Annotated in this window: 21 protein-coding genes; 9 read left to right on the forward strand and 12 right to left on the reverse strand. The window is 43.3% G+C overall.

What is annotated here, in order from left to right; all coding sequences use genetic code 11:
• Nucleotides 1–98: 98 nt before the first annotated feature.
• Together HEQ19_22490 and HEQ19_22495 are read left to right on the forward strand one after the other, a co-directional pair.
• Complete coding sequence (locus HEQ19_22490; protein ID WYM01867.1) at nucleotides 99–1907, forward strand: proline--tRNA ligase; 1809 nt, start codon at nucleotides 99–101, stop codon at nucleotides 1905–1907.
• Nucleotides 1908–2247: 340 nt separating this feature from the next.
• On the forward strand, nucleotides 2248–2856 hold the full coding sequence (locus tag HEQ19_22495) for a GerMN domain-containing protein (protein ID WYM01868.1): 609 nt from the start codon (nucleotides 2248–2250) through the stop codon (nucleotides 2854–2856).
• Between the two features lie 233 nt (nucleotides 2857–3089).
• On the opposite strand, the gene HEQ19_22500 is transcribed toward HEQ19_22495, so the two are convergent.
• The 5 genes from HEQ19_22500 to efp form a co-directional block, all read right to left on the reverse strand.
• Nucleotides 3090–3437 (reverse strand): metalloregulator ArsR/SmtB family transcription factor, encoded by a 348-nt coding sequence (locus HEQ19_22500; protein WYM01869.1) that lies wholly within the window; start codon nucleotides 3435–3437, stop codon nucleotides 3090–3092.
• A gap of 105 nt (nucleotides 3438–3542) precedes the next feature.
• Nucleotides 3543–4826, reverse strand: a complete 1284-nt coding sequence (locus tag HEQ19_22505; protein WYM01870.1) for a transposase — start codon at nucleotides 4824–4826, stop codon at nucleotides 3543–3545.
• A 396-nt stretch (nucleotides 4827–5222) separates the two neighbouring features.
• Complete coding sequence (accB, locus tag HEQ19_22510; GenBank protein WYM01871.1) at nucleotides 5223–5765, reverse strand: acetyl-CoA carboxylase biotin carboxyl carrier protein; 543 nt, start codon at nucleotides 5763–5765, stop codon at nucleotides 5223–5225.
• 118 nt (nucleotides 5766–5883) lie between these two features.
• Nucleotides 5884–7032, reverse strand: a complete 1149-nt coding sequence (locus tag HEQ19_22515) for a transposase (protein WYM01872.1) — start codon at nucleotides 7030–7032, stop codon at nucleotides 5884–5886.
• 61 nt (nucleotides 7033–7093) lie between these two features.
• Entirely contained in the window at nucleotides 7094–7651 is a 558-nt protein-coding gene (efp, locus tag HEQ19_22520; protein ID WYM01873.1) for an elongation factor P, read from the reverse strand.
• Nucleotides 7652–8032: 381 nt separating this feature from the next.
• Here efp and HEQ19_22525 point away from each other — a divergent pair, with 381 nt between their 5' ends.
• Nucleotides 8033–9187 carry a peptidylprolyl isomerase gene (locus HEQ19_22525; protein ID WYM03549.2) on the forward strand — a complete coding sequence of 385 codons (1155 nt, stop codon included), beginning with the start codon at nucleotides 8033–8035 and terminating at the stop codon, nucleotides 9185–9187.
• A 664-nt stretch (nucleotides 9188–9851) separates the two neighbouring features.
• Here the strand turns inward: HEQ19_22525 and HEQ19_22530 are convergent.
• The 3 genes from HEQ19_22530 to murC form a co-directional block, all read right to left on the reverse strand.
• Nucleotides 9852–10199 (reverse strand): YbaB/EbfC family nucleoid-associated protein, encoded by a 348-nt coding sequence (locus HEQ19_22530; GenBank protein ID WYM01874.1) that lies wholly within the window; start codon nucleotides 10197–10199, stop codon nucleotides 9852–9854.
• 163 nt (nucleotides 10200–10362) lie between these two features.
• The gene (gene murB / locus HEQ19_22535) at nucleotides 10363–11361 is read right to left on the reverse strand and encodes a UDP-N-acetylmuramate dehydrogenase (protein WYM01875.1); all 999 of its coding nucleotides are present in this window, start codon (nucleotides 11359–11361) and stop codon (nucleotides 10363–10365) included.
• Nucleotides 11362–11485: 124 nt separating this feature from the next.
• On the reverse strand, nucleotides 11486–12946 hold the full coding sequence (murC, locus tag HEQ19_22540) for a UDP-N-acetylmuramate--L-alanine ligase (protein ID WYM01876.1): 1461 nt from the start codon (nucleotides 12944–12946) through the stop codon (nucleotides 11486–11488).
• Nucleotides 12947–13350: 404 nt separating this feature from the next.
• On the opposite strand from murC, the gene nadD reads away from it, so the two are divergent.
• Both nadD and HEQ19_22550 read left to right on the forward strand, forming a co-directional pair.
• A complete protein-coding gene (nadD, locus tag HEQ19_22545) occupies nucleotides 13351–13977 on the forward strand; it encodes a nicotinate (nicotinamide) nucleotide adenylyltransferase (GenBank protein ID WYM01877.1) in 627 nt (208 codons plus the stop codon).
• 116 nt (nucleotides 13978–14093) lie between these two features.
• Nucleotides 14094–15107: a type I glyceraldehyde-3-phosphate dehydrogenase gene (locus HEQ19_22550; protein WYM01878.1), complete on the forward strand. Its 1014-nt coding sequence runs from the start codon at nucleotides 14094–14096 to the stop codon at nucleotides 15105–15107.
• Nucleotides 15108–15160: 53 nt separating this feature from the next.
• Here HEQ19_22550 and thiL read toward each other — a convergent pair whose 3' ends face one another.
• Nucleotides 15161–16174 carry a thiamine-phosphate kinase gene (gene thiL / locus HEQ19_22555; protein ID WYM01879.1) on the reverse strand — a complete coding sequence of 338 codons (1014 nt, stop codon included), beginning with the start codon at nucleotides 16172–16174 and terminating at the stop codon, nucleotides 15161–15163.
• A 207-nt stretch (nucleotides 16175–16381) separates the two neighbouring features.
• Between thiL and HEQ19_22560 the strand changes: the two genes are divergently transcribed.
• Entirely contained in the window at nucleotides 16382–16954 is a 573-nt protein-coding gene (locus HEQ19_22560) for a Uma2 family endonuclease (protein WYM01880.1), read from the forward strand.
• 115 nt (nucleotides 16955–17069) lie between these two features.
• Here the strand turns inward: HEQ19_22560 and HEQ19_22565 are convergent, their stop codons facing one another.
• Nucleotides 17070–17753: a response regulator transcription factor gene (locus HEQ19_22565; protein WYM01881.1), complete on the reverse strand. Its 684-nt coding sequence runs from the start codon at nucleotides 17751–17753 to the stop codon at nucleotides 17070–17072.
• Between the two features lie 944 nt (nucleotides 17754–18697).
• Between HEQ19_22565 and smpB the strand changes: the two genes are divergently transcribed.
• The 3 genes from smpB to HEQ19_22580 all read left to right on the forward strand — a co-directional run bounded on the left by smpB (nucleotide 18698) and on the right by HEQ19_22580 (nucleotide 20377).
• Entirely contained in the window at nucleotides 18698–19165 is a 468-nt protein-coding gene (gene smpB, locus HEQ19_22570; GenBank protein ID WYM01882.1) for an SsrA-binding protein SmpB, read from the forward strand.
• Between the two features lie 196 nt (nucleotides 19166–19361).
• The gene (locus HEQ19_22575; GenBank protein ID WZI66986.1) at nucleotides 19362–19655 is read left to right on the forward strand and encodes a helix-turn-helix domain-containing protein; all 294 of its coding nucleotides are present in this window, start codon (nucleotides 19362–19364) and stop codon (nucleotides 19653–19655) included.
• 116 nt (nucleotides 19656–19771) lie between these two features.
• On the forward strand, nucleotides 19772–20377 hold the full coding sequence (locus HEQ19_22580; GenBank protein WYM01883.1) for a hypothetical protein: 606 nt from the start codon (nucleotides 19772–19774) through the stop codon (nucleotides 20375–20377).
• Nucleotides 20378–20540: 163 nt separating this feature from the next.
• Here the strand turns inward: HEQ19_22580 and ftsH3 are convergent, their stop codons facing one another.
• Together ftsH3 and HEQ19_22590 are read right to left on the reverse strand one after the other, a co-directional pair.
• On the reverse strand, nucleotides 20541–22379 hold the full coding sequence (ftsH3, locus tag HEQ19_22585; protein WYM01884.1) for an ATP-dependent zinc metalloprotease FtsH3: 1839 nt from the start codon (nucleotides 22377–22379) through the stop codon (nucleotides 20541–20543).
• Nucleotides 22380–22464: 85 nt separating this feature from the next.
• Complete coding sequence (locus HEQ19_22590; GenBank protein WYM01885.1) at nucleotides 22465–23256, reverse strand: aminotransferase class IV; 792 nt, start codon at nucleotides 23254–23256, stop codon at nucleotides 22465–22467.
• Nucleotides 23257–23288 lie beyond the last annotated feature (32 nt).

Here is a 23288-nt window from a genome sequence, read left to right on the forward strand (position 1 = left end):
TATTTGTCATTGGTAAAGGTTTCAGGTATATTTACGTTTTGCAATATAGTTTTGTTTATCTCAGATAAAAATTAGCAATTCTCCTATAGGAATCAAAAATGCGACTGTCACAAATGTTATTCGTTACACTGCGAGATGATCCGGCTGATGCGGAAATTCCCAGCCATAAATTATTACTACGTGCAGGTTATATTCGTCGCATCGGTAGTGGTATATATGCTTATCTCCCCCTGATGTGGCGAGTGTTACAAAAAGTTTCCCAAATTGTGCGCGAAGAAATGAACGCCACATTAGCACAAGAAACTTTGTTACCCCAATTACAACCTGCTGACCTGTGGAAGGAATCAGGACGCTGGGACACCTACACCAAAGCTGAGGGAATTATGTTTTCCCTAATTGACCGTCGTGAGCAACAATTGGGATTAGGTCCGACTCATGAGGAAGTCATCACCGTCATCGCACGTGATATGATTCGCTCCTACCGTCAATTACCTCTACATCTCTACCAAATTCAAACCAAATTCCGCGATGAAATTCGTCCCCGCTTTGGTTTAATGCGTGGACGAGAATTTATCATGAAGGATGGTTATTCCTTCCATGCCGATCAAGAAAGCCTCAAAGCCACTTACCAAGATATGTACCAAGCCTACAGCAATATGCTGCGGCGTTCTGGTTTAGCTTTTCGCGCAGTAGAAGCTGATTCTGGCGCTATTGGCGGTTCAGGTTCCACAGAATTTATGGTGCTGGCGGAAGCTGGAGAAGACGAAGTACTGTATACTGAAGATGGCAAATACGCTGCCAACGTCGAAAAAGCCGTTTCTTTACCTGCTGATGCAGTCCCCTCACCGTTTACAACCTACGAGAAACGTCATACACCAGGAACAGAGACAATAGAAACCTTGACCCAGTTTCTCAATGCTTCTGGCACCCAAGTCGTGAAAAACGTCCTTTATCAGACAGTTTATGACAATGGTGGCACCCTCTTGGTTCTCGTGAGCATCCGAGGCGACCAGGAAGTTAATGAGGTCAAATTACAAAATGAATTGACCAAAGTAGCTCCCCAATACGGTGGTAAATCTATTATCGCTTTAAATGTACCCAATGCCGAAGCACAGCAAACATGGGCAGCCAAATCTCTGCCTTTAGGCTATATTTCCCCTGATATTGCCGATGAGTATATTAAAGCCGATAAACAGATACATTCCCAGTTTTTGCGGTTGGTCGATCAAACAGCCGCTGAGTTAAAAAACTTCATTACAGGCGCGAATGAGACGGGCTATCACGTAGTCGGGGCAAATTGGGGTGAGCAATTTAAAATACAAAACTTAGTAGTAGATGTGCGGAAAGCCAGACCAGGCGATCGCGCCATCCACAACCCAGAACAAACCTTAAAAAGTGCCCGTGGAATTGAAGTAGGACATATTTTCCAACTAGGTACAAAATATTCCCAAGCAATGGGAGCCACTTATACCAACGAACAGGGAGAAGAAAAACCCCTAGTCATGGGTTGTTATGGCGTCGGCGTCTCACGCTTGGCACAATCAGCCGTAGAGCAATCCTACGACAAAGACGGCATAATTTGGCCAGTCGCGATCGCCCCCTATCACGCTATCGTCACAATCCCTAACATAAATGATGCACAACAAGTGGAAATTGCTACAAAACTTTACCAAGAACTAAATCAAGCCGGAATCGAAACCTTACTTGATGATCGAGATGAACGGGCGGGAGTAAAATTCAAAGACGCCGATTTAATCGGCATACCTTACAGAATAGTCACCGGACGAGCGATCGCCAATGGTAAAGTCGAAGTCGTAGAACGAGCCACCCGCAAAACTCAAGAAATTGGCATTCAAGAAGTGACAACCACGCTCAAACAGTGGATTACCGCAGCGATAAAGGTGTAAAATTAAACGCAGAGGGACACAAAGGTAACGCAAAGGTTCGCAGAGAAATACTTGACTTCTACACTCTGTTACTCTCTGCGCCTCTGTGCCTCTGCGTGATATAACTTCATATTTTAATCATCTCCATCAAAGATTAAAGATACATCAGTTGAATGCTGACGGACTAGAAATTTAAATTCTAAAATTGAAGATGAGAAATACAGAATCAACAATGGCAGTATTTTCACTAAAATAGCCATACTGTAAGTGTTTGGAAACTCTCTAATTGTAAGTATCGTCTATAAACAGGCTGCTCTTCACACAAAAACGATCTCAGCCCTAAGTCAGGAAGGTTTGGAAAATGAAAGACCAACAAGGATCTAACAGGATTTCTTCAAGTGTAATAGCAGCCGTCTCTGCTGCTGTTGTCGCCGTCAGTGGGGGCGTAGCTTGGGTGACATGGAACTCCGGCGCTCCCACACCCTCAAACCCCTCTCAAACCATCAAACAACCGGGGAATACAACTACAGCCCAGCAAGGTAACGAACAAAGCGCTAATATTTATTGGCTCAAACCAACCGATAAAAGTTTTGATTTAGTTCCCCATCCAGTTAAAATAGCCGCAGTCCAACCCAACCAAGTTTTAGAAAAAGCTTTACAAAGTTTGTTAGCAGGCCCCACAGAAGGAACCGACTCTACCACTATCCCCAAAGGAACCCAGCTGCTGGGATTGAAGGTAGATGGAGATGAAGTTCATGTTAATTTATCTGAAGATTTTACCAGCGGGGGCGGTAGTAGCTCCATGCTGGGTCGTATTGGCCAAGTTGTCTACACAGCTACAACCTTAAATCCCAATGCCAAAGTTTACATTGAGGTTAACGGTAAACAGTTGGATGTTTTAGGTGGTGAAGGCGTGGAATTAGAACAGCCATTAACCCGTGAAAAGTTTCACAAAAATTATCCACTTTAGTCAAAGGTCAAGGGTCAAAGGTCAAGGGTCAAAGGTCAAAGGTCAAGGGTCAAGGGTCAAAGGTCAAGGGTCAAGGGTCAAGGGTCAAGGGTCAAGGGTCAAAGGTCAAAGGTCAAAGGTCAAAAGTATTGCATATTTCTGACTGTTGACTGTTGACTGTTGACTGTTGACCCTTGACTGTTGACTGTTGACTGTTGACTGTTGACTGTTGACTCTTGACTCTTGACTCTTGACTAATTCTTACCATTCAACACCCGAAAACTACGGGCTTGCTGTTCTAACCTAGTAGCGAGGCGATCGCAAACCCGATTGCACAATTCAAAAATCATTTGATCTTCCACCCGGTAATAGGCACAAGTTCCTTCACTACGACGGCTGAGAATTCCAGCTTGCCACATTACCTTCAGGTGTTTTGACACGTTAGCCTGGGAAGTTTGTGTGGCTTCTACCAATTCTTGCACACACTTTTCTTCATCCCGTAGTAAGTGCAACAGCCGCAGACGCATCGGCTCGCTTAACAGGCTGAAGTATTCAGCTACTTGTTGCACAACTTCTGGAGGCACAGGCAACGTTTGTTTCATCAGGATTAACCCGCGAGATCTGACAAGTTTAACAATTAGTCATCTCATAACATTAATAGTTCCAAATCACATAGTCAAATATGGTCAGACTTATGCAATTTAGCTTTAAGCGACTCTACTTTCAGCATGGACACGCTTAAATAGTGGAGTTATCCGCCTTGGATGTACTACCAGACACCCCCTATCCCTTAGAATAGACTGGAGACAGTCAAATCCTTCAGGATTACTTTTTCTGCCGATGTTGTACCCTGCGTTCACGTCGGCATGAATCTTCAAACCATTTTTACTGATATACCACGCACGTTTGACACGTTTTCCTGAGAATACATGCTTGATCTTGTTGTTAGGTTGATAAGTTGGGATGATGTCCCAATCAATCGCTGAAGCCTTACTTGTGTAAGATTCTTCTGCTACCTTAACGGTAATACCGACTCTAACTAATTTATAAGTCAGTATCTCGATAAATTTAGCATGTGGTATTTGAATAAAGCTTTGGTTTGTACGTTTACCTAAATTAAGACGTGTTTTCCATTGTTCGTTTTTCCCGATTGAGACGTGAGTTACACCAAGAGATAGAAGTTCATCCACAATCATTTTTGTGGCTTGATGCAAATATGAATCTATAAATTGATTACGGTTGCGGACGATGTTTGCGATTCGCCTTGATTTACCTTTACCATGAGGCAGAAAACCTCGAAACTTGGCAATCTGCTTGTTATAAAACTGGTTGGCTGATTTCAATGGTTTACCATTTACAATAATTGGTTGTATTGCTAGATCATTGAAAACAATCGTCGCTAGATTATCTAAACCAATATCTATCGCCGCATTAAGTTCAGGATTCAAACTACAGAAGAACTCATTTTTTTGCAGAATTTCATAGACTACCTCGATCACAAAACATCCCGTCTTTGGGACAATTCGCACTTCGCACAAGTCGTCAAATCTTAGTCCAGGCTTTATCGGGATTCTGATTGGCGACATTGACGGGACAACCGAACCTTTACTAAATTCTTTTTTGCCAATGGCTTGATTGTTAAACTTAATCAGGTTCTTATCATCAACATAATTAGGTGGTTTTGGTCTACCAGTGAACTTAGTTGGTTCAAGTTTATAAGCCACTAATGCTTTGTAGTAAGCAATCCACGCATCTGCATTCTGTTTTAATACGAGTTGAGCTACTTTTGCGCTTATTGCTTTGTAGTTCTCGTTTTGTTTAAATAAAGTGTCTAAGCTAGCTTGTGATTGAGTTCCCCATCCGTAGAAAAAACTTTGACGCTGAGTGAATTGAGCAGTGTTATAAAGCTGTCGGGAAATAGTGGTAATGTCACTACAATAATCAAACCAGTCATGTCCTTCTTTGATTATGTGCTTTTCTACTTGACGCATATTTATACTGAGCGTAGTCAAAGTATTGATCAACTTTGGCAATGAAATTAGTATATCATTCAAGATACAGTAAGATTTGATATCCTTTGGCAATTGCATATTGAGTTAGCCTAGTAGCTTGCCTATCCAAATTATCTTTGTTTTCAGCGCTTGATACAAAGAGCATAAATTGCCACCCTAACAACACCCCCTGATATCTTTTTCGGGTCGTAATCAACAATTACCGTACCCGTGGGCAGTTGCTCTGTTATGGTATTTTACCTGCTTTGTAATGTCGTCAAGCGGTAAGGTACGAAATCCCCAAGGTTTTAGCATAATCAGATAATTTCATTAGGACTGTCTTTTAGACTATATCTGACTATGCTAGACTATATTTTGTTTAAAGTTTTATCATACTTAATCAGGGTTTATTCTCATCAAAGGTTGACCATATTCTACAGGTTGACCATTTTGCACCAAAATTTCCATCACTTGTCCCGATACTTCGGCTTCAATTTCGTTCATCAGCTTCATGGCTTCTATGATACAGACCGTCTGACCATTGCGGACGCGATCGCCCACTTCCACAAATGGCGCCTCTCCCGGTGCTGGAGCGCGATAAAACGTTCCTACCATCGGCGAAGGTACTTCTACTAATCTCTTGTCAATCGTGGAGGGAGCATTACCTGACAACTGGACGCCAGCGCCCCCATTATCTGAAATGCGTGTTTCCGTTCCCGCAGTCGATACTATCTGGTTTCCAATCGGTGAACCAGATGTCAATCCCGAACCAACTACACCGCCGAAGGCTGTTGGACTCGCTGACACAAGGTGATTGTTGAAGCTAACAGCTTTACGTACCGTTAACTCAAAATCGTCGCTTTTGAGCGTTACTTCGGCAATATCTGTTTGGGCGATCGTTGCCAACAGCTGGCGGATTTCATTAAAGTCCAATGGCACAGTTTTTATTACCTCAACCTGTCCGTAAAAAGAATTTTAAGTTTGGCAGGGATTTAATCCCTATAAAGGGATTGAAATCAGGATTTGCACTCAGATGAGATTTGACATACTCCCCGCCCTAAAAGGGCGGAGATTCTGGAGTCAAACAGCAATTGCTGGCTCTTGCCAGTCTAACATCACCTAACCCAATGGTTGATGCCCCAACCATTTGAATATTTCTCGCGGCGTTTTCATCACGTCCATTAATTGATTGACAAGATGGACAACGCCACTGTCTTATGGATAAATCTAGATTTTCTAAAATATGCCCACAATGAGAACAAGTTTTACTAGATGGATACCATTGATCTATATAAACAAGTTGTTTGTTTTTCTTTTTAGTTACCCATGACAATATTTGGAGAAATTCTCCAAAAGCCACATCTGATATTTTTCTACCCCAAAGACGTTGCATACCTTTGAGGTTTAGGGTTTCAAAACATAAAACATCAAATTTGTCTGTCAATTCATGAGCTAATTTCCAGAACCAATCACGTCGGCGGTTACAAACATTTTCATGTTGACGAACTAAATTTTTTCTAGCTCTTTCACGATTATTTGACCGTTTTACCTTTTTGGAGTGGTTCTTACTAGCTTTCCTAATAGCATTCAGAGATTGCTTGAGAAATTGTGGAGAATCAATTAAAGTTCCATCAGAGCAAGTTAGAAATGTCTTCAATCCGAAATCAAACCCCGCTATTTTACCAGTCGTTGATTTAATTTCTGGTTCTAACTCATTATTAACTACAATCACCATAAATAACTCACCTAGTGCAGTGCGTTTAATGGTTAATGTTTTGATTTTTCCCTCTACATCTCTTGATTTCCAAAATTGATAAACTCGATTGGCAATTTTAATTCTATTCCCATTTAAAAGTTTATAACCTGCTTGTTTAAGCGTGAATGATTTGTATTTTTTAACCTTTTTAAAATTCGGTGGTCTGACTCCTTTCTTATTATGTTTAAAAAATAATTGGTAGGCTTTCTCTATGCGTTGACAGATATCTTGCACTGCTTGAGAACCTATTGATTGCCAAAATTGATGACGTTTTCTTAATTTGGCAATATGAGACTGGAGTTTTGCACAGTTTAAGTGTTTGCTCCACATGCGATAGTACCGTTTATGTAGAGCAATACAATGGTTATAGATCACCCCTGCGGCGTTGATCATCCGTTTCAGGTGTCTATTCCTTTTGTGTTCGTACAGCTTAAACTTTAGTGTAATCATGGCAATATTATATCAAAGTCGCCCTAGAAGGGCGAGGCTTTAAACCCATTTCTTTGGTAAATTATTCCCTGCCTAGATATTTATCTTCGCGAGTATCAATTTTGATACGTTCGCCTTGAGCTACAAACAAGGGAACCATGACAATTGCCCCTGTTTCTAGAGTTGCTGGTTTAGTACCACCAGTAGCTGTGTCACCTTTGACACCTGGATCTGTTTGGATAATTTCCAGAACCACAGAATTGGGCAGTTCTACTTCTAGCACTTGTTCGTCCCAACGGATGACGTTAACTTCCATACCTTCTTTGAGGTACTTTACGCGATCGCCAATCTGTGCTGCGCTCAATCTGCCTTCTTCGTAAGATTCCATATCCATAAACACGAATTCATCACCCTCTTTATAGGTATGCTGCATCGTGATTTTCTCAAGAGTCGCTTGCGGTACTGTTTCCCCAGCGCGGAAAGTTCTTTCGAGAACCTTACCATTCTGGACATTTTTTAGTGTTGTCCGCACAAAAGCCGCACCTTTACCTGGCTTAACGTGGAGGAATTCAGTCACTCGCCATACAGACCCATCTAATACAATTGAAACACCGGGTCGAAAGTCGTTACTGGAGATCATGAAGCTTTAAAATTTTGGAAGACAATCGGCATTTATTGTACCCCTCCAGAGGAGTCATTGGTTATTTGTCTTTTACTCAGTTGTCATTAGTCAAGAGTCAATGGTCATTAGTCAAGAGTCAATGGTCATTAGTCATTAGTTCACCAACATGACCCATGACCCATGACCTATGACCCAAGCCAATTTTAGATTTTAGATTTTAGGTGGTTTCGATACCTTGCAGGCTCCGCAGAATTTTAGATTTTAGATTTAATCCAAAATCCTTGAGCAAGGTACCCTTGTGGTCGGGGTCAATCCAAAATCCCAAATCCCAAATCCAAAATCGGTTGACTCTTGAGTCTTGACCCTTGACTCCTCACTCAGCACTCCTACTGTGGGAAGATGATAGATGGGTTACGCCCAGTCAACAATTTGATGCTGCATTTGAGCCAATCCATGAACCTATTAAAATCCTGGCTGAAGAACAGCCTCATGGCAATACTGCTGGTAACAATATTTTTAGGCATAAGTACAGCTGGGTGGACTCCCTCCAGTAGCGCTAGCCTACCATCTGGGAATGCGATTACTGAGGGTAGAGCGCTTTTGCGGTATGCACTCCCGATAGACAATAAACCTGTGCGGGAGCTACAAGCCAGTTTAGAAGATATCTCTAACCAACTGCGAGCAAATCGGCGTTGGGGCGCTATCTCCAGAGATCTGAGCAAAGCATCGCGGGTTCTCGATAAACCCTCCCAAATCCTAGCAAGCGTTCCTAAAGAACGCCAACCCCAAGCCGAAGCTTGGATTGCTGATTTGAAATCTGGTGTGACTGCAGTCCAAGAATTGGTGAAAGTCAAGGATAAAGCCAAAATCCTGGAAGAACGAAATAAACTGCTTGATCGCGTCAGCCAGTTGGAAGAAGCTATGGTGAAGGCTTTCCCCTTTGAAGTGCCTCCAGAATACAGTAATTTGCCCCAACTTAAAGGTCGTGCTACTGTAGACATCAAAACTAACAAAGGGAACCTCCGGGTTGTGCTAGACGGTTACAGCGCCCCTGTCACCGCTGGTAATTTTGTGGATTTGGTACAACGCGGTTTTTATAACGGTATCGAATTCACCCGTTCTGAAGAATCTTACTTCTTGCAAACTGGAGATCCACCAGGTAAGGAAGTCGGATTCATTGACCCCAATACTGGTAAATACCGCGCCATTCCCTTAGAAATTCTCGCTGAAGGCGATAAAAAACCTACCTACGGCATTACTCTAGAAGATGCTGGCCGTTACCTTGATCTGCCAGTTCTGCCTTTTTCTTCCTTTGGTGCAGTAGTCATGGCTCGTCCCGAAAGCGAAGCAAATGGCGGTTCATCGCAATTTTTCTTCTTCCTGTTTGAACCGGAACTCACCCCCGCTGGACGCAACCTGTTAGATGGTCGTTACGCCGTTTTTGGCTATCTTACCGAGGGACAAGAGATTTTGGATCAACTCAAAGCTGGTGACAAAATTGAATCCGCAACCGTAGTCCAAGGAATAGAAAATTTAGTTCAGCCGCTCGGTTAAACTTACCCAAAACTACCCAAGTCTAGACTTAACTGGACATTGGTAGTTTTGGTGTTAACTTCCTGTTTCACAGTGGTCTGAGGATGACCGAAGAGGCGGAGGGGCAGGGGGATCTTAGCAGGGGGAGCAATCCCTGTCCCGTTCGCGGAGCGTCTCGTAGAGAAGCCGTGAAGCGGAGCGGAACATGGGTATCAAGCCCCGCCCATAAGAGGGCGTTCTCGATTGGTCGGAGTACAAGCTCCGTTACTACCTCCCCCTTGCCCCCTGCTCCCCGCTCCCCTGCCTCTTGTGACAATCATTAATATTTGTACATATCTGGGCAGAAATTAAGTTACAGTTTCACACCCTTTGTTGCTGAGTGATAACGTATTTCAGCAGACCTTCACAAGCATCGACGATTGACACACTCCCTGATCTGAAAGTTCAGGGATTCTGGATTCAAACAGCAATAGCAGGCATAGCCCGTCTTACATCACTGAGCAACGACAGACAATGCCCTGCCTGTTGCCACTATTTTACCAAAAAGCCGTCCTAGAAGCACGGTGGCTCTAGACCCAAACTTTCGGTAAGTCATAAGGAATAAATGCTTTCACTTTGCGTGTCAGTTGTCAATAGTTAGTCGTTAGTAGTTTTTTACCACTGACAACTGACAACTGACAACTGACTAAAACCCTGGTAGTTCCAACCCACTGGTCAAATCTTCCATGCGTTCCCGCATTGTTGCTGTGGACTTGGTATAGGCGTCTTTCATTGCTGCTGTTACGAGATCGGACAGGACTTCTGCACCCTCTCCTAACGCATTCGCTGAAATTTCCACCCGTTTGGGTTCTTGGTTCCCGCTGACAATCACCTTGACTAGACCACCGCCAGACTCGCCGATAATCTCCATTTCCTCCAATTCTTCTTGGAGTCGCTTCGCACCTTCTTGAACTTGCTGCGCTTTTTTGAATGCTTCGGCTAGTTCTTTCATTTTTCCCAAGCCAAAGCCGAATCCCTGTCCTTTTTCTGTCATAATGGATTGTTCGCGTGTGCGTTGAATTACAAATCAAATTCAATTATAGATGCAGTGGGCAATTTGCCCGTTTTTTTACTCATAATTAATACACCCTTTGCTAGAAGATAGCTGTTGGGTATTGGGGAAGAATTGTCCTACCCAGTCCCCAGTCGCCACTCCATTAACAAGCAGGTTGAAATTCGCCCAGCATTTTCACTTCTGGCTCTAACCAAATTGACCAACGGTTTTGTACCTGATGTTGGATATGACGAATGAGACAGAAAATATCGCTAGCCTTAGCCCCTCCACGGTTAACAATAAAATTAGCATGAAGTTGTGCTACTTGCGCTCCACCGATTTGGAAGCCTTTGAGTCCTGTTTCTTCAATTAACCAGCCAGCGGAGTAAGGTTTGGGATTACGGAACACACTACCACAACTGGGGAAGTTGTAGGGTTGGGTAGTCAGCCGATGCTGTTTGTGTTGTTTGGTTCTTGCCAAAACTAGTGCTGGATCGGCGCCTGGTTGGAGTTGGAAGGTAGCTTGGGTAACTATCCGGTCGCCCCCTTGCAATAATGAAGTTCGGTAGCTGTAACCTAAATCACCAGCAGTCAGAGTTTCCAGTGTACCATCGGGTGAAAGTAGCTGGGCGCTGACTAACATATCTGCGATACAGCTATGGTGTGCCCCAGCATTCATTACCACAGCCCCGCCGACGGTTCCAGGGATACCTACAGCCCACTCTAATCCTTCCCATCCCAGATCTGCTGCTTGCCATGCCAAGCCAGGGATTGATTCTCCCGCAGCAACTGTTAATTGCCCTGTAGCTTGGTCAAAGTAGCTATAACGGAGATGACGAGTACTGATGACTAAGCCTGGTAGACCGCAATCGCTCACTAATAAGTTAGACCCGGCTCCCAGTACTGTTACTGTAGTGCTATGTTCTTGTGCATACCTACTAGCTGCTTGCAGGGCTTCTAAGTTACGCGGAGCAACGTATAATTCAGCTGCGCCACCAACTCTATAGGAAGTAAACGCTGACAGAGAAGCATGGGCTTTAATCACACAATCAGTGCCTGGTAAGTAAATTATCTGACTATTCAAGGAATTAGCCGTTTCCTGTTCCTTTACAGCCAAAGTAGGAATTGTGCTGACGTTTCCAGCGGCCTGGGAGATTGTCATCTTTAGGTCAATGGGTGAAGTTTTTACATTTATTCGGTCGTAACAATATGGCAATGCGTGAATCAATGGAACCGTGGCTCTACGGTTACTTTGTTCAGCACCGAAACAACGCCTGTAAGTTCACTTACGATGTGGCTTTTGCCGATTCGCGAAGTGTGGCGATAATTTCGGGGATCACCTGATTCAAGTTCCCAGCACCCAAAAACAGCGCTAAGTCACCAGGACTTAGCTTTTGCAGTAAGAATTCACAGACCGAAGGCATGGTTGGTTGATAAACCACATGTGGGTGATGTTTGGCAATAGCTGTTGCTAACATTTCACCACTGATCTGCCCTAAATTGGCTTCCCCTGCACTATAAATATCAGTCAGCACCACCAAATCAGCATGAATAAAGGATTCAGCAAATTCTGCTAAAAAGGTAAGTGTACGGCTATAACGATGAGGTTGGAAGATAGCAACGACCCTTTGCCCTGGTCTAGCCTGGAGGCGGGCTGCAGCTAGAGTAGCACGAATTTCGCTTGGGTGATGAGCGTAGTCATCAATGAAGGTAATGCCATTGACTTCACCCCGAAACTCAAAGCGGCGTCTTGCGCCGTCAAAGTTGGCAATACCTTCGGCGATTTTTCCAAATTCTAAGCCTAAAGCTCGACCAACAGCCACTGCAGCTAGGGCATTGCTGAGGTTATGCTGACCTAACAAACGTAACTTCAACACCCCCAAGGCTTTACCTCGTTCCCAAACAGCAGCTTTGGTGCCATCGGCACTATATTCTACGTTGGTCACGTAGTAGTCTGCTTGGGTGTCTGAGTGTAGACTATAGCTAATTGTTGGTTTCAGGCGATCGCGTACTGTTGCACAATCAATGCTACCTACCAAAATTTTGCAACCCTTGGCGAATTGTTGGAAGATATCAACCACTTCTTCTAATGTCTGATAGTGGTCTGGATGATCTAGTTCTATATTGGTGATGATGCCAATCTCAGGGGCATGTTTCACCAAAGAACCATCTGATTCATCTGCCTCTGCCACTAGATACTCACTTTTTCCTAGTCGAGCATTACCTTCCCAAGCATTCACTTCGCCACCGACAATGATAGTTGGGTCTAGACCAGCTTCCAGTAGCATATAACCGATCATACTACTTGTTGTAGTTTTTCCGTGGGTTCCAGCAACAGCTATACTGTGGTAATCAGCAATCAAAGCAGCTAGGACATCCGAACGATGTAAAATTGGGCAACCCAATTCCACTGCTGCTTTGTATTCCAAATTATTTGTATTAATTGCTGTTGAACAAATTACTTGGGGTAGTATTGACTTAGATTCAACAGGTAATTCTACTTTTGAATTTGATGTTAGCCCAGCCGATAGGTTGGGTTGAAAGAATTCGAGATTACTTGGCTCTTGTCTACTAAAAATTCTAGTACCGATAGATTCTAACTTTCGGGTAATGTGGTTAGGACGAAGATCCGAACCAGAAACTGGCAATTGACGTTTGGCCAGAACATATGCCAGGGCGGACATCCCTATGCCGCCGATCCCAATGAAATGAAATGGTCTACCGCTAAAATCTATAGAATTACTCATTGACTACTCCTCTTAAACCACACCACACCATAATCACAATAGACACGCGTATCATAACAGGAATTTGATTATTACTGGAACTGCTCCTGTATCATTTATCATCGGATATTTCGTCGATTTTACCTCTCTTGTTGTCCTTGTTCAGAAAGATTTTACCTTGGTTAGAGGTTTTTACTATTTCTGAGCGGTATCATTTGACTATTCTGAAAATTTCTGCCACATCGGGAAAGAAATTCTTGTAGTGTCAAATACATATTTTGCATTCCCTGACTAAAAATTGGCTTAAATAGTAGATTTGTCGTCAAACAGATTTTTAATTGCATCAAGTCTAGTCTAGAATTGACTACAATAGTACATTCGTAGTAAAAATATTTTGCAATTGAATACACCCATTTTGTAACTGGATGCAGCAACTAGCAATATTTGGTGGCACATTTGATCCAATTCATTGGGGACACCTGCTTGTCGCTGAGACAGCATTGCATCAAGTATCCCTAGAAAAGATAATTTGGGTACCATCGCTCAATCCTCCACACAAACAAACAGCTTTGTTTAGGCATCGCTTAGAAATGCTGCAACAAGCTATAAAAGACAACCCTGCATTTACTGTCTCATTAATTGAGGAAAATCGCTCTGGAATATCCTATGCCATCAATACCTTAATCGACTTATCTGCTTTTTACCCAAACACTCACTGGTACTACATTGTTGGTTTGGATACATTCCAAACCTTACCCCGGTGGTACCGTGGACACGAACTAGCACAAATGTGTGATTGGTTAATTGCACCCAGACTTGTAGGTGGTGAGACTATAGCTCAAAGTGAGCTGATCTGCAAGCAAGTGGAACAACAACTGCAGAAACAGTCAGTTACCATTCACTGGCAATACCTGCATATACCCTTACTAGGGGTTTCGTCAAGTCTAATTCGCAAATTTGTTCGCGAAGGTCGGTCAATTCGTTATTTAGTCCCCGAACCTGTGAGGTTGTACATTACTGCCCACAATCTCTACCTCAACAATCTTGAATAAATCATGTATTTTTTTCTAGCTACATCACTTGAAGGTTATGAATACTTCCCCCCTTTGCGATATGATTGGGGTCAACGATATCAACTTATAAGCATAAATACAGAGGGCAAGATACTGTGATTAGAGTTGCAATCAACGGTTTCGGGCGAATCGGGCGTAACTTTGCACGTTGCTGGGTAGGTAGACAGAATAGCAATATCGACCTGGTGGCTATTAATGACACATCAGATCCAAAAACGAATGCTCACCTGCTCAAGTATGACTCGATGCTAGGGAAGTTAAAGGATGTTGACATTAAGGCCGATGATAACTCGATAACGGTTAACGGTAAAACCATTAAATGCGTATCTGACCGCAATCCAGAAAACTTGCCCTGGAAAGATTGGGGGATTGACCTAATTATCGAAGCAACCGGGGTATTTACCAGCAAAGAAGGGGCACTCAAGCATGTGAATGCAGGCGCCAAGAAGGTTCTGATCACCGCTCCTGGTAAAAATGAAGATGGCACTTTTGTCGTGGGTGTGAATCATCACGACTATGACCACAACATACACCACATCATCAGTAATGCCAGCTGTACTACCAACTGCTTGGCTCCCATCGCTAAGGTGTTGCACGAGAAATTTGGTATCATCAAAGGTACGATGACCACCACCCACAGCTACACCGGCGACCAGCGTTTACTAGACGCTTCTCACCGTGATTTGCGTCGGGCAAGGGCAGCCGCCATCAACATTGTCCCCACCTCCACTGGTGCGGCAAAAGCAGTAGCACTGGTCATCCCAGACCTCAAAGGTAAATTAAATGGTGTTGCTTTACGTGTACCTACCCCCAACGTCTCAATGGTAGATTTCGTGGTACAAGTTGAGAAGCGTACTATTACTGAAGAAGTTAACCAAGCACTCAAAGATGCCGCAGAAGGCCCTCTAAAAGGCATTTTGGACTACAGCGAACTTCAATTAGTATCATCTGATTATCAAGGCGCTGACGCTTCTTCGATTGTTGATGCCTCCTTGACTTTAGTTTTGGGTAATGACCTGGTAAAAGTTATGGCTTGGTATGACAATGAGTGGGGCTACAGCCAGCGAGTTCTGGATTTAGCAGAATTGGTCGCCCAAAAGTGGGTTTAAACGATCAAGTTAGGAGTGAGGAATTAAAACTCATAACTCATAACTTATAACTCCTAACTCTGGAAATGTTGAAATCCCTGGCTAAGGTTGAGAACTTGGTCGGGGATTTCTCTGTTCTCATCGTATAACAGTACGGTTGAGCTTGCTGTTATATTTCCTACAATTGCTGCACTTTGACCTAATTGTTTGACTAACTCAGATGCTGGCTGTTGTGGCAAGCACAGCACTAATTCAAAATCTTCGCCACCGTATAAACCATATTCTAGGGTTTGCTGTTTTGTCAGTAAGCTTTCAAAAACTTTTGGTAAAGGAATTTTCCTGTATTCGATAATAGCCCCAACACTACTGGCGCGACAAATTTGTAAAATTGCGTCTGCTAAACCGTCGCTGCTGTCCATACCAGCTATATGAGGGGGGGAAGGAGAATAGGAATCAAAAATTTGCCAGAGGATGGGTAAGACATCTAATCGTGCTTGGGGACGCTGGTGTGCTGCGATTAAAGCCGCCTTTTCTGCATCATTAAGGTTTTGTCCTAATGTGGGATTTAACAGCAGTTCTAAGCCCGCACGGGAGGCTCCATGAATACCCGTAACCACAATCGCATCCCCAACTTGAGCAGATCCACGGCGGATAATATGATTAGGGCTAACTTGACCGAAGGCGGTGATTGCCAAAGTAGTTATAGGCGATCGCACAATATCTCCCCCCACAATTGGGGTATTGTACTTTTGCAGGCATTCTGTCATGCCCTGATACAAACGTTCTACCCAACTCACGCTAAGTTCTCCAGGTAGTCCTAATCCGACAGTAATTCCCACAGGAGAAGCACCCATTGCTGCTAAATCAGATAAATTAGCAGCAGCAGCTCGCCAGCCTGCATCTTCTGGGGAAGTGGTAGCATTACTAAAATGCACCCCATCAACCAGTAAATCTGTCGTCACTACTAAAGATGTCCCTGGTGCTGTTAACAATACCGCTGCATCATCCCCAATAATTTCTGGGGGACAAAAGCGTTGTAATCTTTCTAAAAGACCTTGTTCGCCAATATCTTTAACTTGGTTAGTCATTTGTCATTTGTCATTTGTCATTTGTCATTTGTCATTTGTCATTTGTCATTTGTCAAGCAACATCACTCTTGACTCTTGACTCTTGACTCTTGACTCTTGACTCTTGACTCTTGACTCTTGACTCTTGACTCTTGACTCTTGACCCTTGACTCTTAACTCAGCACTCACTGAGGTTAGGATAAGAGTATCGTCTAGGAGGCTGTGGGGATGCTAACAACACCAGTAACCAGCGTCACGTTTGCGGAGTACCTAACTTATGATGATGGTACAGGGTTCCATTATGAACTGGTGGATGGCAGACTAGAACTAATGAATCCACCTACTATTGAACATTTTCTGATTACCAAATGGCTTGAACAATTACTGGATGGAGAAATCCAGCGGTTAAATTTACCTTGGCTATCTTTTCGAGAGAGTGGCGTGAGAACGGGGCAAAATAAATCTAGGTTGACGGACTTGTGTGTGGTGACGCTGGAACAAGCAAAAGAATTGATGAAGGTGTCAGCAGTATTTCAGTCGCCCCCGTTACTAATTGTCGAAGTGGTCAGTCCAGAGTCTGTGAAACGGGACTATCGCTATAAGCGGTCTGAATATGCGGCGTTAGAGGTTCCTGAGTATTGGATTGTAGACCCACTCGAAGGTAAGATTTCTGTATTATTACTAGAGGAAGGACTGTACGAAGAAACAGTTTTTACTAATAGCCAAAATATTAGATCGCGGACGTTTCCAGAGTTAAGTATTACCGTTGAGCAGGTGTTGAACGCTGGGAATCTTGGCTAGGGACTGACAATTAATTAAATAAAAAAATCTTCACCTTCCTGTAAATAAACAACGTGGTAGGGGCGCAAGGCCTTGCGCCCCTACGATGATCTGTGGTCTAGGAGATTGCTGACTGCTATTCAACTAAACCATGCTTAATCGCGAAGCGGACAAGTTCGGCTCGGTTACTGGTGTCTGTTTTTCTCAATAAACTGCTAACGTACTTTTCGACTGTCCGCGCACTCAAGTGTAGCTGAAGACCCATTTCCGCATTAGAAAAACCATGAGTCAACAGATCTAGCACTTCCTGTTCTCTGGTAGTCAGGGATGAGATGATTTGCGATTGCTGAATATGATTATATTGAGGGTGATGTGCTTCCACCGCTTTTGGTTGGGGAGAATTGTTCACATTCCCTTGATGAGAAAAGCGATACTCAGATTGAATAATTTGCGATCGCTCTAATAGATTGCGAATAGCTGCTGCTAATTCTTCTAACTCAAAAGGCTTAGGCAAGTATAAATCACACCCTGACTGGTAGCCCAGAATTCTTTCCTGGGTCTTTGTACGTGCGGTTAATAAAATCACAGGTAATAAACGGAACGGTGGTTGTTGACGCACCCGGCGCACCAATTCATAGCCGTTCATTTGCGGCATCACAATATCGGTGACAATTAAATCAGGACGATACTCTTCTACCATCATCAACGCCTCTTGACCATCATTAGCTGTGATCACTGAGTAGCCAGACAGTTCAAGATAATCGCTAATTGACAGACGAGTACCCAGGTCGTCATCCACTACAAGGATCGTCAAGGGCATGGACAGTACACCCCTAGCATTTTTGTTACTAAGATATTGTTTTCTCTGAGCGCTATTAGTGAACACAGGCAAGAATAGTGTCCTTATGTTTCATACTATGACAGGATTACCTGCTAATTACTGTCTGAGGGTTGATTTATAAAGAAAATCTTAAATCTTTAGAAACGGTTAACGAAGTGTAACGTAACTTCAACTCCTAGAGGGTAGAAAATCCCAATAAATTTGTACTTCGTAACAAATAAGCGATACAATACAGCATTTACTGCTTAGATTATTCGGCTCGGACAAGCGTCAGGAACCTCAGCCTAAAGGCATGAGGCTTGTAAGAGAAATCAAGCAAGCCGTCCTGACCAGCCTATGTCTTAATTGACTACGTTTTTTGAGTCACGACACCGGAGAATGCGAAGCTAGTTCCTCGCTCTGTCATTAGTGGTTAAACAGTTCTAAGGTCACTGGAACAGTGCTGCTAGTCTAAAAAGCTCTTAAAACATTGGCGAAGCTAACATTACCCCGAAAGGGAGGGACGAAAGTCCAAACATTATGCGTACAGGATTGGGACGTTTGAAACGGTAACTGTCCCGTTGAAAGTGCAACACAAAAGCACACCGAACTAACCAATCCCAAGGCGATAATGGTATCTAAATTCATTCAATATAAAGCCGTCCTATAAGGACGGGGTTTCAGACCCAAAGAGTTTGATGAACCATAAGACCTATAATAGGGGCAAGCCGACGGAGGCCAGTTCAGTCCGAGAATCCCATAGCCTTTTAGGCTACTCACAGCGAATAAATACGCAAATACGCCTTACCCCCATGCATAAATGCAGGGGCTTCCACAGCGCGTTCGCGTAGCGTCACGAAGTGAAGACTCTGATGAATGTAGAATCTCCTGAATCGAAGTCACATCAGTGTAAATAAAAATATTTAATATACGTATAATTTTCCATGAGCGACAAGAGCGAAAGTTACAAAGTTATTAGCGAAAATCGTCAAGCCCGTTATTTGTATGAAATCCTGGAAACCTACGAAGCTGGAATTCAGTTGGTAGGAACCGAGGTGAAGTCAATTCGTGCGGGTAAGGTCAATCTCCAAGATGGCTATGCTTTGATTCGCGATGGTGAAGCATGGTTAATTAACGCGCATATCTCCCCTTACAATGCTAGTGGAAGCTATTTTAATCATGAACCACGCCGCACGCGTAAACTGTTGTTGCATCGCCAAGAAATCCGCAAGCTCATTGGTAAAGTGGAACAACAGGGTTTAACTCTAGTGCCTTTGAAGATGTATTTCAAACGCGGTAGAGTAAAAGTGGTTATAGCCCTTGGTAAAGGTAAAAAGCTCCACGATAAGCGAGAAGACTTGAAAAAACGCCAAGATAAACGGGATATGCAACGGGCAATGAAAAATTATTAATTAATCGGAGTCAGAAACCTCACGGCTACTATAGCGTCTTTATTCGGCGGCTCAAACACAAAGTAGCCCAGAGTTAATAAAGGCAGGTGATTTAAATGTCTTATCAGAAAAATGGGTTTAAAACCTCCCCCTTCTATGGGGACTTTACATTAGTACGGCTTTAGCTTACCATAGTCAATGTAGTTTGGTAAGCACAATGTTAAAAGCCTACAAGTACAGAATCTATCCAACCAGTGAGCAAGCGATATTGCTTGCCAAGTCGTTTGGATGTGTACGCTGGTTTTACAACTATGCGCTTAACTTAACTAGCGAAACATATAAAGCAACAGGTAAGGGGTTAAGTCGTAATGACATCATTAATCTGTTACCGTCATTGAAAAAAGAACATGAATGGTTAACAGAACCCCCCTCTCAATGTTTACAACAAGTAGCTTTGGACTTGTCTAGTGCGTTTTTGAATTTCTTTGAAAAACGGCTCTTCCGTACTTAGCGTGCTGAATTTGTTAAAAAATAAGTTTGAAACCCTTGTGTGGCTCCGATAAAAGCCATTATTTTTTGTATTTGAGCTACTGTTACTAAAAATCAAATTATAAACGCCTGTAAGCCTTGTTATTAAAGCAATTTAATCGACTTTCATTAATAATTAAGCACGCTACACACGCAAGAGCCGTTTTTATCGAAGAAGTTGGTATATTTCACAATATACCAGAACTTCAGCCTTCTAATTTACTCCAAGAAAATTTAATAGATAATGTCCCTTTAGCTATTTCTATTGGCACAGAAAAAGCTCGTTCTGAATTAATTGTCGCTCCTGTATTAGTGGCTTTAAGAAAACATTTCCAGAAACAAATTAGTTTATTTTCAGGAATTGAATTTAATATAGAACCAGAAAAAGGATTAATAGGGGTTTGTGATTTTCTCATTAGTCTTTCTGCGGAGCAGTTATTTGTCCAAGCACCTGTGATTACCTTAGTAGAAGCTAAAAATGATAATCTCAAATCAGGACTAGCACAATGTTTAGGAGAAATGTTGGCTGCACAAATTTTTAATCAGCGGGGACAAAATCAGATTGAGATAGTTTATGGTGTAGTTACAACAGGAACTGTTTGGCAGTTTTTGTCTTTAAATGCTCAGACCGTTAAAATTGATTTAGAAGAATATTCTTTAAATAACATATCTGTAATTCTTGGCATATTAGCAAGTTGGCTATAGCGTTTCTCGCCCTAGTGAGGTACATCGGTAAGGGCACGGCACTGCCGTGCCCCTACATCGCGTGATACAATTTTGTACCTCATCTGAATAGGAAGTGCTATATCATGATTTCGTTGTGATATTTAAAGAGTTAGGAATTAATAACTCCTAACTCCTGACTTAATTAGGCAAACGCAGCGGTTTTCACGTCGTTATTTCCCAAAATTTCTTGCAATTCATCTGCATCTACGGTTTCTTTATCAACCAGCATTTGCGCGATTTGATCAAGAATATGACGGTTATTAACTAGCACTTCTTTGGCGCGTGTATAGGCGACATCTACTAGTTTGCGGACTTCTTCATCAATGGCTGCGGCGGTTTCTTCGGAGAAATCACGCTCTGACATGATATCGCGACCGAGGAACATATTACCTTGCTGACGACCAAGGGCAACTGGGCCTAGGCGATCGCTCATGCCAAATCGTGTTATCATCTGACGAGCAACACGGGCTACTTGTTGTAGGTCGTTGGAAGCGCCTGTGGTGACTTCTTCTTCACCGAAGATTAATTCTTCAGCGATGCGACCACCTAAAGCTACAGCCATCTGATTTTCGAGATAAGCGCGGCTGTATAAACCGGTGTCCATGCGGTCTTCGCTGGGGGTAAACCAAGTTAAACCACCTGCACGACCACGAGGAATGATGCTAATCTTTTGTACTGGGTCATAGTCGGGCATTAAGGCACCAACTAAGGCGTGACCAGCTTCGTGATAAGCTACTAAGGTTTTGCGCTTTTCGCTCATTACTCGGTCTTTCTTTTCTGGCCCTGCTAATACCCGGTCGATAGCGTCGTTGATTTCGTCCATCGAGATTTCGGTTAAGTTTCGCCGTGCTGCTAAAATTGCGGCTTCATTCAGCAGGTTGGACAAATCTGCACCGGTAAACCCTGGGGTACGACGGGCGATTCTATCCAAGTCTACATCTTTGGCTAAGGTCTTACCACGGGCATGTACCTTGAGGATTTCACTGCGCCCTGCGTAGTCGGGACGGTCTACGACAACTTGACGGTCGAAGCGACCAGGACGCAATAATGCTGCGTCTAAGACATCGGGACGGTTGGTAGCAGCAATAATGATGATACCAGTGTTACCTTCAAAACCATCCATTTCGGTGAGCAACTGGTTGAGGGTTTGTTCCCGTTCATCGTTACCACCGCCTAAACCTGCACCCCGTTGACGACCTACGGCGTCAATTTCATCGATGAAGACGATACAGGGAGCATTAGATTTGGCTTGTTCAAACAAGTCCCGGACGCGGGAAGCACCGACACCGACGAACATTTCTACAAACTCAGAACCGGAGATGGAGAAGAAGGGTACACCTGCTTCACCTGCGACAGCACGAGCGAGGAGGGTTTTACCAGTACCAGGAGGACCTACTAGCAGGACACCTTTAGGAATTTTTGCACCAACTGCGGTAAAGCGATCGGCATTTTTGAGAAAGTCTACGACTTCGTTTAGCTCTAATTTAGCTTGGTCAATACCAGCGACATCACCAAAGGTTACTTGGGTTTGTGGCTCCATTTGCACTCTGGCTTTAGACTTACCAAAGTTCATCGCTTGGCTACCTGGACCACCTTGAGCGCGGCGGAGCAAGAAAAATAAGCCAACTAGAAGCAATACAGGGAAAAATAAGCTGCTAAGTGCTTTAAACCAAAATCCTTCGTCGGTTTGGGGCAAAACAGAGATATCAACACCTTTTGCGGTGAGCGTGTTGATTAAGTCAGGGTCGTTGACTAAAGTTACTATTTTCTTGTTACCGTCTCTGGATGTTACCAGGGCTGTAGTACGGTCTGCACTCAGACTGACTTTATCTACTGTGCCTTTTTCCACTTCTTGGATAAATTGACTGTATCGCCATGTTTCTCTACTTTGGGGTTGTTTGTCAAAGAATGCTGTTCCTAGCGCAATGACAACAATAAATAGCAGCGCGTACAGCCCCGCATTTCTCCATCTTTTATTCACTGAGGTCAATCCTCCTGTATTTGTGCGCGGGCATTATTAAGAATTATGTTAACTTATCTTAAGGTATAACATAATATTGTGTCGTTTATGGTAGAAAAAGCTTCCTGAGTTGCTGAAAACTAGCATGGTCGGGATTATATTCTAGCGACCCTGTGGGGTGCTTAACGGTATGGATGGGGATGATTTCCACCACACTATTAGTGTAGGCGATCGCTTCCAATCCCTTGACTAACTCCATTGTCCAAGGTTCCTCCTTTACCTGGTGTTGCTGGATTCTTAACCAATTTACAATCTGCTTTCTCATAATTCCTGGCAAAATTGAATTTGCTACCGGCGGTGTCCACCAACAACCATCCCGCCATCCCCAAAGATTGCCTGTGCTAGTTTCTAGCCAATTTCCCCCAGTATCAACTAAAATCGCCTCTTGAGCATCTAACTTGTGAGCGCTATTCTTTGCTAACCACGCACTCAAATAGTTGCCTGTTTTGTGACTCGGTAAATTGCGAGTTAATTCGCAGCTAGAAACGGCGCACATTATACCATTTTTTTGTAATTGTGTCAAATTGGGTGGTAAAAACCTGCCAATTATCCATTCTCGTCCATCAGGAAAGAGAGTAATTCGCAGAACCGGGAAATGTGCCAAGAGAATTTGGGCACCTTGACGCACTCTATTCCAGTTTGGTTGCTGCCAACCGAAATACTGCAAACTAGATTGTAGGCGATCGCAGTGTGAGCGCCAGTTGGTTAAAGTGCTATCGAGGGAGTGGTCATAAACCCGCAACGTTGTAAAAACTGTTGCACCATAGAGTAACCCTGGATCGTCAATGTCTAATTCCAGGGTTCGCGACTCAATTAATTTACCGTCGTACCAGAACATGATCGGGAGGTGGGGGAGAGGGGGAGATCACA

The organism is Gloeotrichia echinulata CP02, assembly GCA_038087035.1.
GTDB lineage: Bacteria > Cyanobacteriota > Cyanobacteriia > Cyanobacteriales > Nostocaceae > Gloeotrichia > Gloeotrichia echinulata.

What these genes read in the sequence shown, in the direction of transcription:
- HEQ19_22495 (WYM01868.1), top strand. Translation starts at nt 2,248, where the DNA reads ATGAAAGACCAACAAGGATCTAACAGGATTTCTTCAAGTGTAATAGCA.
- HEQ19_22565 (WYM01881.1), bottom strand. Translation starts at nt 17,753, where the DNA reads ATGCCCTTGACGATCCTTGTAGTGGATGACGACCTGGGTACTCGTCTG.
- HEQ19_22560 (WYM01880.1), top strand. Translation starts at nt 16,382, where the DNA reads ATGCTAACAACACCAGTAACCAGCGTCACGTTTGCGGAGTACCTAACT.
- HEQ19_22530 (WYM01874.1), bottom strand. Translation starts at nt 10,199, where the DNA reads ATGACAGAAAAAGGACAGGGATTCGGCTTTGGCTTGGGAAAAATGAAA.
- murB (WYM01875.1), bottom strand. Translation starts at nt 11,361, where the DNA reads ATGACAATCTCCCAGGCCGCTGGAAACGTCAGCACAATTCCTACTTTG.
- HEQ19_22500 (WYM01869.1), bottom strand. Translation starts at nt 3,437, where the DNA reads ATGAAACAAACGTTGCCTGTGCCTCCAGAAGTTGTGCAACAAGTAGCT.
- murC (WYM01876.1), bottom strand. Translation starts at nt 12,946, where the DNA reads ATGAGTAATTCTATAGATTTTAGCGGTAGACCATTTCATTTCATTGGG.
- nadD (WYM01877.1), top strand. Translation starts at nt 13,351, where the DNA reads ATGCAGCAACTAGCAATATTTGGTGGCACATTTGATCCAATTCATTGG.
- thiL (WYM01879.1), bottom strand. Translation starts at nt 16,174, where the DNA reads ATGACTAACCAAGTTAAAGATATTGGCGAACAAGGTCTTTTAGAAAGA.
- HEQ19_22515 (WYM01872.1), bottom strand. Translation starts at nt 7,032, where the DNA reads ATGATTACACTAAAGTTTAAGCTGTACGAACACAAAAGGAATAGACAC.
- smpB (WYM01882.1), top strand. Translation starts at nt 18,698, where the DNA reads ATGAGCGACAAGAGCGAAAGTTACAAAGTTATTAGCGAAAATCGTCAA.
- HEQ19_22505 (WYM01870.1), bottom strand. Translation starts at nt 4,826, where the DNA reads ATGCGTCAAGTAGAAAAGCACATAATCAAAGAAGGACATGACTGGTTT.
- efp (WYM01873.1), bottom strand. Translation starts at nt 7,651, where the DNA reads ATGATCTCCAGTAACGACTTTCGACCCGGTGTTTCAATTGTATTAGAT.
- HEQ19_22490 (WYM01867.1), top strand. Translation starts at nt 99, where the DNA reads ATGCGACTGTCACAAATGTTATTCGTTACACTGCGAGATGATCCGGCT.
- HEQ19_22575 (WZI66986.1), top strand. Translation starts at nt 19,362, where the DNA reads ATGTTAAAAGCCTACAAGTACAGAATCTATCCAACCAGTGAGCAAGCG.
- HEQ19_22590 (WYM01885.1), bottom strand. Translation starts at nt 23,256, where the DNA reads ATGTTCTGGTACGACGGTAAATTAATTGAGTCGCGAACCCTGGAATTA.
- HEQ19_22525 (WYM03549.2), top strand. Translation starts at nt 8,033, where the DNA reads ATGATAGATGGGTTACGCCCAGTCAACAATTTGATGCTGCATTTGAGC.